The organism is Actinoallomurus sp. NPDC050550, from assembly GCF_040655075.1.
Classification (GTDB): domain Bacteria; phylum Actinomycetota; class Actinomycetes; order Streptosporangiales; family Streptosporangiaceae; genus Actinoallomurus.
This window is the reverse complement of sequence record NZ_JBFAJC010000010.1, coordinates 81,228-94,379: the sequence shown is the minus strand read 5'-3', so window position 1 is coordinate 94,379 and position 13,152 is coordinate 81,228. Positions and strand designations below refer to the sequence as shown.

Here is a 13,152-nt window from a genome sequence, read left to right as displayed (position 1 = left end):
TGCCGCCCGAACCGGCGGGAACCGTTCGCCGACCGCTCGGCAACAACCCGTGTACGGACCCGGAGCCGAGAGGCAGAGAATGAGCGAAACGAGCCGGGCGGAGGCCGATGACGCGCACTACATCGGATGCTCCCGGCAGGAGCCCGAGGCGTTCGCCGAGGTCTTCCGCCGGCACGCGCCGGACATCAAGCGCTATGTCACCCGCAGGCTGGGTCCCGACGCCGCGGAGGACGTCGTCGCCGAGACGTTCCTGGCCGCCTTCCACCAGCGGGACGGCTATGACCTGACACGGCCCAGCGCGCGGCCGTGGCTGTACGGCATCGCGACCAATCTCATGGGCCGGTACGTCCGGAACGAGGTCCGCCAGTTGCGTGTCCTCGAGAGCACCGGTGAGGACCCGGTGACGGAGCCGTTCACCGAGCGCAGCGACGAACGGGTCACCGCCGAGGCGTCCGGTCGCCGGCTGGCGGGCGCGCTCGCGGCGCTGCCGAAGGGCCACCGCGACGCGCTGCTGCTGGTGGCCTGGGCCGACCTCACCTATCCCGAAGTCGCGCAGGCGCTGGGCGTGCGCATCGGGACGGTGCGCTCGCGCATCAACCGGGCCCGCAAGAAGCTCCGCCGGGACCTCGGTGACGTCCACGCGATGACCGTCTTGATCGAGGAGGCCGTCCATGGATGACATGACCCGACTCCGGCGCTTCCGGTCGGAGGTCCCCCGACCCGACCGCATCGATCTCCAGGCCGAGGAGAACCGGCTGCTGGGCGCGATGATCGCCTCGGCACCCGCCCGTCCGGAACGAGCACACGCCCGCGCCCGCCGGCTGCGGTTCGGCCTCGCGGCCGGGCTGGCCGCCACGGCCGTGGCGACCGGCCTCGTCGTGGTCGGCGTCGGCAAGCCGCGCTCCCCATCGGTCGCGCGCACCATGCCGGTCGCGGCGGTCGAGGCGCTCAACCGGGCGGCGGAGAAGGTGAGCACGCAGCCGGAACTGCACCCGAAGCCCGGCCAGTACCTGGTCTACGAGTCACAGCGCATGAGCCCGGTCGAGTCGAACGAGAGCGCGCATCATCAGTCGCGGTACCTGTCCCGGCGCCGCGACACCGTTTGGTATCCCGTGGAGGGCGACGCGACCGGTGGAGTCTTCGAGGGGGCGGTGCTGCCGCCCAAGGCGTACCCGGGCTGGCCGATTCCGCCTGACGCGTGGGAGACCGTCGGGCACACCGGCCCGGAGAAGTTCGTCGACGAGGATCGGACGCCCGACTACCGCCGTACGGACTACGCCCACACCAGCCATCTGCCCACCACGTCCACAGGGATGTACCAGTACCTCTACCTGTACGAGGGCGCCGGTCCCTCGGCCGACGTGCACGCCTGGGACAACGTCGGTGGCCTTCTCGGGGCGTACCTGCCCCCCGCTCAGCGGGCCGCGTTGTTCCGCGCGGCGTCGGCGATCCACGGGGTCACCATGACCGGCCGGGTCACGGACGCGGCGGGTCGCACCGGGATCGGCGTGGCGCTGGTCGACGACGGGCTCGGTATCCGCGATGAGTTCATCCTCGACCCGGCGACCTACCAGTACCTCGGCGAGCGGAGCGTCGTCACGAACTCCGCGCGGGCCAAGGCACCGGTCGGGAGCGTGCTGGCGTCCTCGGCGCTACTGAAGATCTCCGTCGCCGACCACGCCCCCGCGATCAAGAGGAACTGAACCGAGGCGGCACGGGCCGAACCGGCGGGAAGCGTTCGCTGTCCGCTCGGCAACAACGGGTGCGGCTCCGGAGTCCCCTAGACCATCACGACGCGTACACCGCGCGCTTCCGCGCGTGCGGTGTCCGACCCATGCCCTCGGGAGCGCTCAGTGGCACGCCTGCGCCCACACGCCGCCTTCATCGCCGTCCTGTCCACCGCCGTCGTCCTGCGGGTCGTCGCCATGGCGGCCTACCGGCCCGCGCTGTGGTTCAACGACAGTTTCGACTACCTGCGGATCGGCCTCGCCCCGCACCCGGACGCGATACGACCCGCCGGCTACGGGCTGCTGCTCTGGGCACTGCGCCCGTTCCACAGTTTCGCCCTGTTGGTCGCTCTCCAGCACCTCATGGGACTGGCCACGGCAGTCATGATCTACGCGCTGGCCCGGCGCCGCCGGGCGCGGCCATCGGTCGCGGTCCTGGCCACCGCGCCGGTGCTCTTCGACGCCTACCAACTCGAGCTCGAACACCTCGTCATGTCGGACACGCTGTTCATGCTGCTGCTCACGGCCGCGATCACCGTCGTCCTGTGGAATCCCGCGATCAGCCGGCGGGCCGGTGCCGCGACCGGCCTTCTCCTGGCCCTGGCCACGCTCACGCGGACCGTGAGCATGCCGTTGATCGTCGTCCTCGTCGTCTTCCTGCTCATCCGGCGGGCGCCCTGGCGCACCGTGGGCGCGTTCGTCCTCGCCGCCGCGCTGCCGGTCGTCGCGTACGGGCTGTGGTTCTCGTCCGCGAACGGCCGGTACGCGGTCACGGAGACCGACGGTGTCTTCCTGTGGGGGCGCACCGCCGCCTTCGCCGATTGCGCGAAGATCAAGCCCCCGCGCGACCTCGCCGCGATGTGCCCGCACGGCCGGCCCGGTGAGCGGGCCGCGTCGTCCACCCAGATCTGGCAGTACGGGTCGCCCACCGGCTGGTCGAGCAGGCACACCTTCACCGCAGAGACCAACGACCGGGCGCGCCGTTTCGCCCTGCGGGCGATCGCCGCCCAGCCCCTCGACTACGCGACCGTCGTCGCCGACGGCCTCCGGCTCACCTTCGGCTGGGAGCGCCGCCCCTATCCGACCGACTACACGGCCGCCCTCTACCGGTTCCCCGACGACGCGACCCGGATGCCGGCGGCTCCGGACCTCGGAGGCACCGAGCCGCCGGTCGTCCGCGCCTACGCGGGCGGCGGGGCGACCGGTGGGATCGCCGAGCCCTGGGCCGGATGGCTCCGCGCCTACCAGGACCACGTCTTCCTGCGCGGGACCGTGCTCGCCGCGATCCTCGCGGTCGGCTTCGCGGGGGTCCTCCGCCGTGGACTCGATGGCGCGCTCACCTGGACGGTCGCGTGCTTCCTGCTCCTGGTACCCGTCCTGACGACGGACTTCGACTACCGCTATGTCCTGCCGGCCGTTCCGTTCGCCTGCGCGGCTGCGGCCCTCGCCACGGTGCCTCAGATGCGTGTGGGGCGGCGGACCAGCTCGCCGGCGCAGTTGGGGCACTTGTGGGCGAGTTGCCGGGTGCAGCGCCCGCAGAAAGAACACTCGTAGCTGCAGATGTAGGCCAGGCCGTTCTGGTCAAGGGTTGCGGCGCAGCGCTCGCACGCGCCGCGCATCTCGAGCGCCATGATCGCGCAGCGTACCGCTAGCGTTATCCGGGGACGAGCGGAGCGATCCCATTGACTAGGGGAGGCATGCCGGTGAGTACCTCGTTTCGGGTTTTCTGGGACGACCGGCTCGTGTCGTACGACTTCGGGGCCGAGCACCCGATGAACCCGGTCCGTATCGAGCTGACGATGGCGCTCGCCCGCGAGCTCGGCGTGTTCGACGCGCCCGGCGTGTCGGTCGAGGGGTTCGAGCCGGCCGACGACGCGCTGCTGACACTCGTCCACGACCCGGCCTACATCGAGGCCGTACGGGCGGAGCGGCTCGACGTCGCGCGCGGGCTCGGGCTGGCCGACAACCCGGTCTTCGCCGGCATGCACGACGCGTCCGCGCTGGTGGCCGGGGCGTCGGTGGCGGCCGCGCGGGCGGTGTGGACGGGCGAGGCCGAGCACGCCGCCAACATCGCCGGCGGGCTGCACCACGCGATGCACGGCGCCGCGTCCGGGTTCTGCGTGTACAACGACCCGGCCATCGCCATCGCCTGGCTGCTGGAGCAGGGCGCCGAGAAGGTCGCGTACGTGGACGTCGACGTCCACCACGGCGACGGCGTCCAGGCGGCCTTCTACGACGACCCGCGGGTGCTCACGATCAGCCTGCACGAGACGCCGCGCACGCTCTTCCCCGGCACCGGTACGCCGCAGGAGACCGGCGCGAAGGGCACGTCGGTCAACGTCGCCCTGCCGCCGGGCGCCGGCGACCGGCACTGGCTGCGCGCCTTCGACGCCGTCGTCCCGCCGCTGCTTCGGGCGTTCGCCCCGGAGATCCTGGTCACCCAGCAGGGTTGCGACAGCCACGAGCTCGACCCGCTGGCTCATCTGACGCTGAGCGTCGACGGGCAGCGCGCCGCGTACCAGGCCCTGCACCGGCTGGCCCACGAGACGGCCGGCGGTCGGTGGATGCTGACCGGCGGCGGCGGTTACGAGCTGGTGCACGTGGTCCCGCGCGCCTGGACCCATCTGCTGGCCGAGGCGTCGGGGCGGCCGATCACGCCCGACACGCCGACACCGGAGTCCTGGCGCGAGTTCGTTCGCGACCGCACCGGGCGGCACGCGCCCGAGCGCATGACCGATGGAGCCGACACGGAGGTGCGAAGGTGGGAGAGCGGGTACGACCCGGCGGATCCGGTGGACCGAGCGGTGATGGCGACACGGCAGGCGGTGTTCCCGGAGCACGGTCTGGACCCGATGATGTGAGTCTCGCGGACCAGGCGGTGCCGACCCGTGACGAGTTGCGGGAGCACCTGGTCCGCACGCTCATCGCGGGGCCGGTCGCCACGCCGCGTCAGGGCAACCTTCTGCACTACCGGCGGATGGCGGCGCGCAAGCCGTACTACCTGTTCGGTCTCGAACTGGAGAACGACTGGACGTTCGATGAGATCTTCGCGCTGATGGTGAAGAAGTGCGGGATCGATCCGGATCCGTCGCACCTGTACGGGGACGACACGATCGACCCGGACCTCACCATCGACGCCCTGGAGGCCATGGCCGGGCGGCTCAGGGAGGCGGCGGAGCGCCGGGAGACGGTGCTGCTGGCCACCGGGCATCCGGCGGGGCTGCTGCCGGTGTACCTCGCGGTGGGAAGGGCACTGCGGGCGCGGGGCTGCCGGGTGCTGACGCCCGCGGCGGGCTGGGTGTACGACGTGGAGACGCCGCGCGGGGTGGAGCGGCGGCAGATCCGCTACATCGAGAGCGTCGCGGCGCTGAGCGGCGGCGCGTCGCTGCACCATACGCATGATCCGCATCCGATGCGCGCGATTTTGCGAGAACTTTCCGAGGCCGCCGGACCCTGGCCGGATCTGGCCATCGCGGACCACGGATGGGCCGGGGCGGCCGGTCAGGCGGGCATCGACACGGTGGGCTTCGCCGACTGCAATGACCCCGCCCTGTTCGCGGGGGAGGCGGAGGGGAAGGTGCACACTGTGGTACCGCTGGACGACAACGTGCTCCCGCATCACTACACGCCGCTCACTGTGTATCTTTTGACACATTCGGGCCTGATTGATTGAACTCCCCTCTTGCGACTCGCGATTCACGATTTACGCTGGAGGAAAGTACACGGCCGTGATCAAAGTCACCCAAAGGTCTGACGCGCGGCGTGTGGAAGAGGGCGTCCGATGAGCTCAGGCGAGCGACCTCTGAGCGAGGTCAGGTTTCTGACTGTGGCCGAGGTGGCGTCGGTGATGCGGGTGTCCAAGATGACCGTATACCGCCTCGTTCACTCGGGAGAACTACCGGCGATTCGCGTGGGACGATCGTTCCGCGTACCAGAACAGGCTGTCCACGACTATCTGCGGGACGCGTACATCGAAGCGGGCTGACGCGCGGCCGCCGCGGCATGGCGGCGGCGGCCCGCGACCGATCGGCGTCGAGGCGGCGGTACCCTTGGGCACCGGGCCATGTGCCCGCCAAGGGTGCTGATCGCCCGTCTCCTGCTGATCATCGAGTGAGGGTTCCGTGGGCTCTGTCATCAAGAAGCGTCGTAAGCGCATGGCCAAGAAGAAGCACCGTAAGCTGCTGAAGAAGACGCGCATCCAGCGTCGCAACAAGAAGTAACGCAGCCGTCCACGGATGGGGGGACACCGGTGCCTTCGACGCGTCCCTCCGCGAGCGCAGCGTCAGGCCCCGGCGCGAGCCGGGTGGTCCTGGTCACGGGCGTGTCCCGGTGGCTCGGAGCACGGGTGGCCGACGCACTACAGGCCGAGCCGGGCATCGAGCGGGTCATCGGCGTCGACACCGTGCCGCCCGCGGCGCCTCTCGGGCGCACCGAGTTCGTCCGGGTCGACATCCGCACGCCGAGTATCGCCAAGGTCATAGATTCGGCGCGAGTGGACACGGTCGTGCACCTCAACCTGGTGACCATGACCGCGGCCGCGCGGATGACGACCAAGGAAGTCAACGTCATCGGCACGATGCAGTTGCTGGCCGCCTGCCAGCGGTCGGCGGCCATGCGCAAGATCGTGGTGCGCTCGTCCGCGGCGGTGTACGGCTCGTCGCCTCGCGACCCGGCCGTGTTCACCGAGCGGGACGAGCCGGTGGTCCCTCCGACGCACGGCTACGCCAAGGACGCGGTCGAGGTCGAGGGGTACGTCCGCGGTCTGGCCCGGCGCCGTTCCGACCTGACGGTCTCCGTGCTGCGCTTCGCGAACTTCCTCGGCCCCAGCGTCGACAATCCGCTCAGCCGCTACTTCCACATGCCGGTGGTGGCGACGGTGTTCGGCTACGACCCGCGCCTGCAGTTCATCCACGAGGACGACGGGGTCGAGATCCTGCGCCGGATGGCCGTGGATGACCATCCCGGCCTGTTCAACGCGGCCGGCGATGGCGTCGTGCTGCTCTCCCAGGCCCTGCGCCGGGCCGGCCGGCCCATGGTCCCGCTCCCGGCGAACGCCGTGCAGACGCTCGGCGACGTCGGCCGCCGGTTCGGCGGGCTGAAGGGTTTCTCGCCCGAGATGCTGCGCTGGCTGACGTACGGCCGCGTGATCGACACGACCCGGCTGACGAACGAGCTCTCCTGGCGGCCCAAGTACAGCTCCGAAGAGGCTTTCGCGGATTTCGCCGATTCGCAGGGGCTCGGCCGCAGCCTCCCGACGGGAATCTTTGACCTGGTCACCGGCGGGGTAGGGGGCTTCAGCAGGAGGTGACCACAATCTGATGTCCGAGGAAGCGAGAGCGGAGATGCGCCACGAGGCCGAGGTGATCCCGCTCCACGGCGACAAAGGTGCCGACCAGCAGCGCGGCGACCGCGGTACCGAGCTGCCCGGAGAGCTCGAGCAGAAGATCGCGGGGGCGTTGCGCTTCGTGCGCCATCGGCTGAGCGGCGACTACCAGGTCGACGAGTTCGGCTTCGACCCGGAGCTGAACGACGGCCTGCTGATGCCGATGGCCCGCCAGCTGTACGAGCGGTGGTTCCGCGTCGAGATGCTCGGACTGGAGAACGTCCCCGACGAGGGGCCCGCCCTGGTCGTCGGCAACCACTCCGGCACGCTGCCGCTGGACGGCGTCATGCTGCAGGTCGGGCTGCACGACCACCACCCGGCAAAGCGCAACCTGCGCCTGCTCGGCGCCGACCTCGTCTATCAGATCCCGGTGCTGGCCCACCTGGCCCGCAAGAGCGGGCACACGCTGGCCTGCCAGGCCGACGCCGCGCGCCTGCTGGGAAAGCGCGAGCTGGTCGGGGTGTTCCCCGAGGGGTTCAAGGGCGTCGGCAAGCCGTACAGCCAGCGGTACAAGCTTCAGCGGTTCGGCCGGGGCGGGTTCGTCGCCACCGCGTTGCGCGCCCAGGTGCCGATCATCCCGGCCGCGATCGTCGGTGCGGAGGAGATCTACCCGAAGATCGCCGACCTGCGGCTGATCGCCCGGCTCTTCGGCCTCCCGTACTTCCCGATCACGCCGACGTGGCCGATGTTCGGGCTGCTCGGCCTGGTGCCGCTGCCCTCGAAGTGGATCATCGCGTTCGGTGAGCCGATCATGACGGACGAGTACGCCCCCGATCAGGCCGACGACCACATGACCGTGCTCAACCTGACCGACCAGGTCCGCGAGACGATCCAGAACATGCTGTACGACCAGCTCCGCCGCCGCGCCTCGATCTTCTTCTGACCCCGGCTTGACTTAGAGCGCGCTCTAAGGGGAAGTCTGGTCGCCATGGAGAAGAGAAGACTGGGTACGCAGGGACTCGAAGTGTCGGCGCTCGGCCTCGGCTGCATGGGCATGACCTGGGCGTACGGTCAGGGCGACGACGAGGAGTCCATCGCCACGATCCACCGGGCGCTGGAGCTCGGCGGTGACTTCTTCGACACGGCGGAGATCTACGGCCCCTGGACCAACGAGGAGCTCCTCGGCCGGGCGCTGCACGGCCGCCGCGACGAGGCAGTCATCGCCACGAAGTTCGGCTGGGACATCGGCGACGACGGCGCGCGCCGCGGTCTGAACAGTCGCCCCGAGCACATCAAGCAGGTGCTCGAGCAGCAGCTGCGGCGTCTCGGCACCGACCACGTCGACCTGCTCTACCAGCACCGCGTCGACCCGGAGGTGCCGATCGAGGACGTCGCCGGCGCCGTCGGCGAGCTGGTCCAGGAGGGCAAGGTCCGGTTCTTCGGCCTGTCCGAGGCCGGCGCGGAGACGATCCGCCGGGCCCACGCCACGTTCCCCGTGTCGGCCCTGCAGTCGGAGTACTCGCTGTGGGAGCGGGGCCTGGACGACGAGATCCTGCCGGCCGTCCGGGAGCTCGGCATCGGGCTCGTGCCGTACTCGCCGCTCGGGCGCGGCTTCCTGACCGGCGAGGTCCGCCGGGCCGAGGAGTACGGGGAGGACGACTACCGTCGCAACGACCCGCGCTTCCAGGGCGCCAACTACGACGCCAACGTGAAGGCCGCCGAGGCCGTCCGGGACCTGGCCGCGCGCAAGGGCGTGACGGCGGCGCAGCTGGCCCTGGCCTGGCTGCTGCACCAGGGTCAGGACGTCGTGCCGATCCCCGGCACCAAGCGGCGTTCGAGGCTCGAGGAGAACCTCGGCGCGGCCGAGATCGAGCTCAGCGAGGCGGAGCTGAAGGAGCTGGAGCTGCCGGTCGCCGGCGCCCGCTACCCGGAGCAGATGCTGCGCCTCAGCGGCCGCTGAGCGGACGCGGCAGGCCCGCCGGGGAGGTGCCTCCGGGCGTTCCCAGGCGGGCCGCGGCGTCAGCGTGCCCTGGGGCCTTGGCGGGCATCCGGGCGTCGGGTACGCCCGTCCTGGGCGTGCTCGGCGGGTGAGCCTCACGGCGGACGGCCACCGGCGATCGGGCCGCCGGGGAGGCTTCCTCCGGCGGGTCGCGCCGTCGGCGTGCGGGCGGGCATCCAGGCGGCGGGCAGGCCCGTCCTGGGCGTGCTCGGTGGGTGAGCCTTACACCGGACGGCCGATCGGGCCGCCCTCAGCTCAGTGACCGCGGTAGTGGCGGCGGAGCGCCACCCCGGCGGCGACGCCGCCCGCGAGGGCGCCTGCTCCGGCGGCGACCGGCAGCGCGGCCATGGTGGCCCGGCGGCCGGTGCGGAAGTCGTGGACCGGCCAGTCGTGTTCGCGGGCGTGCTCGCGGAGTTCGGCGTCGGGGTTGACGGCGTGGGGGTTGCCGACCGCCGTCAGCATCGGCAGGTCGTTGTAGGAGTCGCTGTACGCCGAGCAGCGCGACAGGTCGAGACCCTCGCGCTTGGCGAGCGCCCGTACGGCACCGGCCTTGGCGGGGCCGTGCAGGAGGTGGCCGACCAGCCGCCCGGTGTAGACGCCGTCCTCGGTCTCGGCGACGGTGCCGAGGGCGCCGGTCAGGCCGAGCCGGTGGGAGATGATCCGGGCGAGCTCGACCGGCGTGGCCGTGACGAGCCAGACCTGCTGGCCGGCGTCCAGGTGCTTGAGGGCGAGGGCGCGCGTGCCGTGCCAGATCCGGTCGGCCATCTTCTCGTCGTAGATCTCCTCGCAGAGGCTGACGAGCTCGCTCACGCTGCGTCCGGCGACGAACGCCAGGGCGGCCTCGCGCGCGGTGCTGATGTGCTCGGCGTTCTCCGAGCCGCGCACCCGGAATGACGCCTGGCCCAGCGCGAACAGCGCCAGGTCGCGGAAGGTGAACAGCTTGCGGGCGGCGAGGCCGCGCGCGAAGTGGTAGATGGACGCGCCTCGGATCAACGTGTTGTCGACGTCGAAGAACGCCGCGGCGCCGGGGTCGAGCACCGGCGGCGGCGCATCGATCTCCGCGGCCGCTGCCGCCGCCTCACCTGCCAGTTCGGCGTCGTCGGCATCGTCACTCCATGGCCACAACCGCATGAGTCGAGGGTAACCACTTTCGATCAGCCGTAATCGACAAGGACCGTCAGTCGTCGGTGTCTCTTGAGTGAACGTCGGGCGGGACGGCCCGGGCGAGGGAGCGCACGGCGCGGTGCTGGAGCGCCTTGATCGCCCCGCTGTTCTTTCCCATGACCATGGCCGTCTCGGCGACCGACAGGCCGTGCAGGAACCGTAGGACGACGCACTCACGCTGTTCCGACCCCAGGGCCCGGACCGCCGAGAACAGCGCCCGGTAGGTGAAGGCGTCGAGGACGGCGCGTTCGGGGCCCTCCTCCCAGCGATCCCCCGTATCGGGCTCCGCCGTGCAGATCTCCAGCCGATACCGGCTGGACTTGAAGTGGTCAAGAACGAGATTGCGTGCGATGGTGACCAGCCAGGCGCCGAAGTCCTTGCCCTGCCAGGTGAACACGCTCATCCGCCGCAGCGCCCGCAGGAACGTCTCGCTGGTGAGGTCCTCGGCGAGGGGGTGGGCGCCGACGCGGTAGTAGACGTAGCGGTAGACGAGGTCGACGTAACGGTCGTAGAGCGCGGCGAAGGCGTCCGACTCGCCGGCCCGGGCTCGGAGTACGAGTTCGCGCAGCTCAGCCTGGTCGACGGCGGTCTTCGGGATGACCGTGCCGACGACCGCCTCGGGGGACGCCAGAGGGGGATCGAGCGTGAGACTGCGCATCCAGTACTCCTCGGTGCTGAGCGGCCACCGGATGTGTCGCACATGCTAGATACCGGCGAGTAACGTTGGCAATGGCGACCGATGATGAATCGGTTCGTAAATGCGCTCATGCAGCGCATAGCGATTTCTCGGGGCGGACCGGGCGATCCGTTACCTGTCCACTACTGTGATCGGGCAACATGGTGACGATGGTCAACGTCGCGGTGGCACTTCTGGCGACCCTCGCCGCCCTCGGGTGCGCGGGGCTGCTCGCCGTGCGCGCGTTCCCCGAACGGCGGATCTACCTCTTCGCCTGGACGGGCACGCTCGCCGCCCTCGGCCTCGCGCTGGGCGCGATGACCGCCGGGTACGCGACCGGCTTCTCACCCGCGCTGCTTCGGTTCGTCGAGCTGTTCGGCGGGCTGCTGGCGCCGTTCAGCCTGGCGCTCGGCGTCGTCGAGCTGGTGGCCCGCACGGTGCAGGCGCGTTTCGCGGCGCGGCTCATCGCCGGCTCGTACGTCGTCGTGGCCGTGGTCATCATCCTGCTCGACCCCATCATCGGCACTTTCGGCAAGAGCCTGCCGAAGGTCGCCGGCCACTATTCGTCGCTGCCCAAGCTCATCCTCGACGGGGGCCACGTCTTCGCGGTCGTGTCGCTCGTCTCCTGCGTCGCGGTCATCGCGATGCGGGGCAACAAGCGCGATCGCGCCGCCACCGAGATCATGCTCACGGTGGCCATGGTCGCGCTCGCCGGCGTGCTGGTGGTCACCGCGACGCGCGGCTTCCTGCCCGGACCGCTGGCGCCTCTCGCGCTCGGTGGCGCCGTCGCCCTGATCTGGTTCGGGACCGTCCGCGTGCTGCCGCAACAGGCCCACGACGACGAAGACGAATACGAAGAAGAAGCGGAGCCGTACGACGAGATGGCCAACTACGCAGGGCAGCCTCCCCACGGGCGGCAGGCGCTTCCACCTCAGGGCACTCCTTCTCAGGGCCTGCCGGCGGGCGGGCAGTACTCCGGCCAGCCGTCGTTCGCGCCGGCGCCCGGCACGTCGGGGCCGATGCCGTTCCCTCTCGGGCAGTACGGCCGGATCACCATGTACACGTTGCTCGACGGGCACCAGGACGCGTTCGACCGGCTGGCCGTCGAGGTCACCCGCGCGGTGATCGAGCGTGACCCGGGCACCCTGGTCTACGCCTGCCACGCGGTCGACAACGCCCCGCTGCAGCGGATCTTCTACCAGCTCTTCCACGACGCCGCCGCGGTGGAGCACCACACGCGGCAGCCGCACGTCCAGCGGTTCGCGTCCGAGGCGCGGTCCCACGTCGCGGGCACGAACGTCATCGAGCTGACTGCCACCGCCGCCAAGATAACGCCGCCTCCCGACGCCCAGCGTCCGCCCCAGGACGCCCACCGCCCGCCGCAGAACGGCCATCGTCCGCCGCAGAACGGCCACCGTCCGCCCCACGAGGCCGCCCGCCCGGCCTACGAGCCTCCGCGCCCGGCCCAGGAGCCGCCGAGGCCGCAGTACTCGACGGGGGAGTCGCCGAGGCCGCAGTACTCCACGGGGGAGTCACCCAGGCCGCAGTACTCCACGGGGGAGTCACCCAGGCCCCAGTACTCCACAGGGGAATCACCGAGGCCGCAGTACCCTGCCCAGCGCCCGGGCCACGATCCGAATCGCCTGCCCCACGACATGACCGGTCCGCGTCCGGCTCCGCAGGACATGACCGGTCCGCGCCCGGTGCCCCATGACACGACCGGTCCGCGTCCGGCGCCGCCGCGGCCGAACGGGCACCAGTCCCCGCCGTCGCACCCGTCGAACCCATCCGTACGCTGGCCTCATGGCTGACACGTCCCGCGTCCTGCTGCTCGGAAAGCCGGGCTGCCACCTGTGCGATGACGCGCGCGAAGTGATCGCGCGCGTCTGCGGGGACCTCGGCGTCGGCTGGGAGGAGCGCGACATCACCGCCTCCGAGGAGGACACGCGGCGCTACTGGGACCAGATCCCGGTCACGTTCGTCGACGGTGTGCAGCACGACTTCTGGCGAGTCGACGAGCGCCGCCTGCGCGCCGCCCTCAGCTCCTGACCGTCCGCCTTTACCGCAGGTGCCGGTGAGGTGTCGATGTCTCCTTGGTCACATCCTCTGCGGCCGGGAGAAGCGGCCGCCGCGCCGAGGAGATGCCGCTGAGCTGCGCGCCGACAGGGTTTCCGAGGTCGTCCGGCGGCCCGGGGGCGGCCGAACGGCGTACGGCCCGACTTTGTGCGCGTGTTCACAAAGGCTTAATCTGAGAAAAGTCCAG

15 protein-coding genes are annotated in these 13,152 nt (G+C 70.9%); 12 read left to right on the top strand and 3 right to left on the bottom strand.

Annotated features, from left to right (window positions below; all coding sequences use genetic code 11):
• Window positions 1–79: 79 nt before the first annotated feature.
• From AB0I04_RS16350 to AB0I04_RS16340, 3 genes are all read left to right on the top strand, one after another.
• Entirely contained in the window at window positions 80–679 is a 600-nt protein-coding gene (locus AB0I04_RS16350; RefSeq protein ID WP_360884834.1) for an RNA polymerase sigma factor, read from the top strand.
• On the top strand, window positions 672–1,703 hold the full coding sequence (locus AB0I04_RS16345; RefSeq protein ID WP_360884831.1) for a CU044_5270 family protein: 1,032 nt from the start codon (window positions 672–674) through the stop codon (window positions 1,701–1,703). Before AB0I04_RS16350 ends, AB0I04_RS16345 begins: the two co-directional genes overlap by 8 nt.
• Before the next feature lie 150 nt (window positions 1,704–1,853).
• Complete coding sequence (locus AB0I04_RS16340; protein ID WP_360884828.1) at window positions 1,854–3,281, top strand: hypothetical protein; 1,428 nt, start codon at window positions 1,854–1,856, stop codon at window positions 3,279–3,281.
• Here the strand turns inward: AB0I04_RS16340 and AB0I04_RS16335 are convergent.
• Window positions 3,185–3,496, bottom strand: coding sequence for a DUF1272 domain-containing protein (locus tag AB0I04_RS16335; RefSeq protein ID WP_360884825.1), 312 nt, complete (start codon window positions 3,494–3,496; stop codon window positions 3,185–3,187). The genes AB0I04_RS16340 and AB0I04_RS16335 overlap by 97 nt on opposite strands.
• Window positions 3,497–3,499: 3 nt before the next feature.
• On the opposite strand from AB0I04_RS16335, the gene AB0I04_RS16330 reads away from it, so the two are divergent.
• From AB0I04_RS16330 to AB0I04_RS16300, 7 genes are all read left to right on the top strand, one after another.
• The gene (locus AB0I04_RS16330) at window positions 3,500–4,588 is read left to right on the top strand and encodes an acetoin utilization protein AcuC (protein WP_360884818.1); all 1,089 of its coding nucleotides are present in this window, start codon (window positions 3,500–3,502) and stop codon (window positions 4,586–4,588) included.
• Window positions 4,585–5,400: a phosphatase gene (locus AB0I04_RS16325; RefSeq protein ID WP_360884815.1), complete on the top strand. Its 816-nt coding sequence runs from the start codon at window positions 4,585–4,587 to the stop codon at window positions 5,398–5,400. The genes AB0I04_RS16330 and AB0I04_RS16325 overlap by 4 nt, the downstream gene beginning before the upstream one ends.
• A gap of 108 nt (window positions 5,401–5,508) precedes the next feature.
• On the top strand, window positions 5,509–5,712 hold the full coding sequence (locus AB0I04_RS16320) for a helix-turn-helix domain-containing protein (RefSeq protein WP_067466901.1): 204 nt from the start codon (window positions 5,509–5,511) through the stop codon (window positions 5,710–5,712).
• 136 nt (window positions 5,713–5,848) lie between these two features.
• Window positions 5,849–5,947 (top strand): AURKAIP1/COX24 domain-containing protein, encoded by a 99-nt coding sequence (locus AB0I04_RS16315; RefSeq protein WP_018654693.1) that lies wholly within the window; start codon window positions 5,849–5,851, stop codon window positions 5,945–5,947.
• 29 nt (window positions 5,948–5,976) lie between these two features.
• Window positions 5,977–7,035: an NAD-dependent epimerase/dehydratase family protein gene (locus AB0I04_RS16310; RefSeq protein ID WP_360884812.1), complete on the top strand. Its 1,059-nt coding sequence runs from the start codon at window positions 5,977–5,979 to the stop codon at window positions 7,033–7,035.
• A 10-nt stretch (window positions 7,036–7,045) separates the two neighbouring features.
• A complete protein-coding gene (locus tag AB0I04_RS16305) occupies window positions 7,046–7,993 on the top strand; it encodes a lysophospholipid acyltransferase family protein (protein WP_360884809.1) in 948 nt (315 codons plus the stop codon).
• Window positions 7,994–8,038: 45 nt separating this feature from the next.
• On the top strand, window positions 8,039–9,010 hold the full coding sequence (locus AB0I04_RS16300) for an aldo/keto reductase (RefSeq protein WP_360884805.1): 972 nt from the start codon (window positions 8,039–8,041) through the stop codon (window positions 9,008–9,010).
• Between the two features lie 294 nt (window positions 9,011–9,304).
• Here AB0I04_RS16300 and AB0I04_RS16295 read toward each other — a convergent pair whose 3' ends face one another.
• Window positions 9,305–10,180: an HAD-IB family hydrolase gene (locus AB0I04_RS16295; protein ID WP_360884803.1), complete on the bottom strand. Its 876-nt coding sequence runs from the start codon at window positions 10,178–10,180 to the stop codon at window positions 9,305–9,307.
• A gap of 46 nt (window positions 10,181–10,226) precedes the next feature.
• On the bottom strand, window positions 10,227–10,871 hold the full coding sequence (locus AB0I04_RS16290; protein ID WP_360884800.1) for a sigma-70 family RNA polymerase sigma factor: 645 nt from the start codon (window positions 10,869–10,871) through the stop codon (window positions 10,227–10,229).
• Between the two features lie 179 nt (window positions 10,872–11,050).
• Here AB0I04_RS16290 and AB0I04_RS16285 point away from each other — a divergent pair, with 179 nt between their 5' ends.
• Both AB0I04_RS16285 and AB0I04_RS16280 read left to right on the top strand, forming a co-directional pair.
• Entirely contained in the window at window positions 11,051–12,700 is a 1,650-nt protein-coding gene (locus AB0I04_RS16285; protein WP_360884798.1) for an antibiotic biosynthesis monooxygenase, read from the top strand.
• Window positions 12,693–12,938, top strand: a complete 246-nt coding sequence (locus tag AB0I04_RS16280; RefSeq protein ID WP_360884795.1) for a glutaredoxin family protein — start codon at window positions 12,693–12,695, stop codon at window positions 12,936–12,938. Before AB0I04_RS16285 ends, AB0I04_RS16280 begins: the two co-directional genes overlap by 8 nt.
• The last annotated feature ends 214 nt before the right edge of the window (window positions 12,939–13,152 follow it).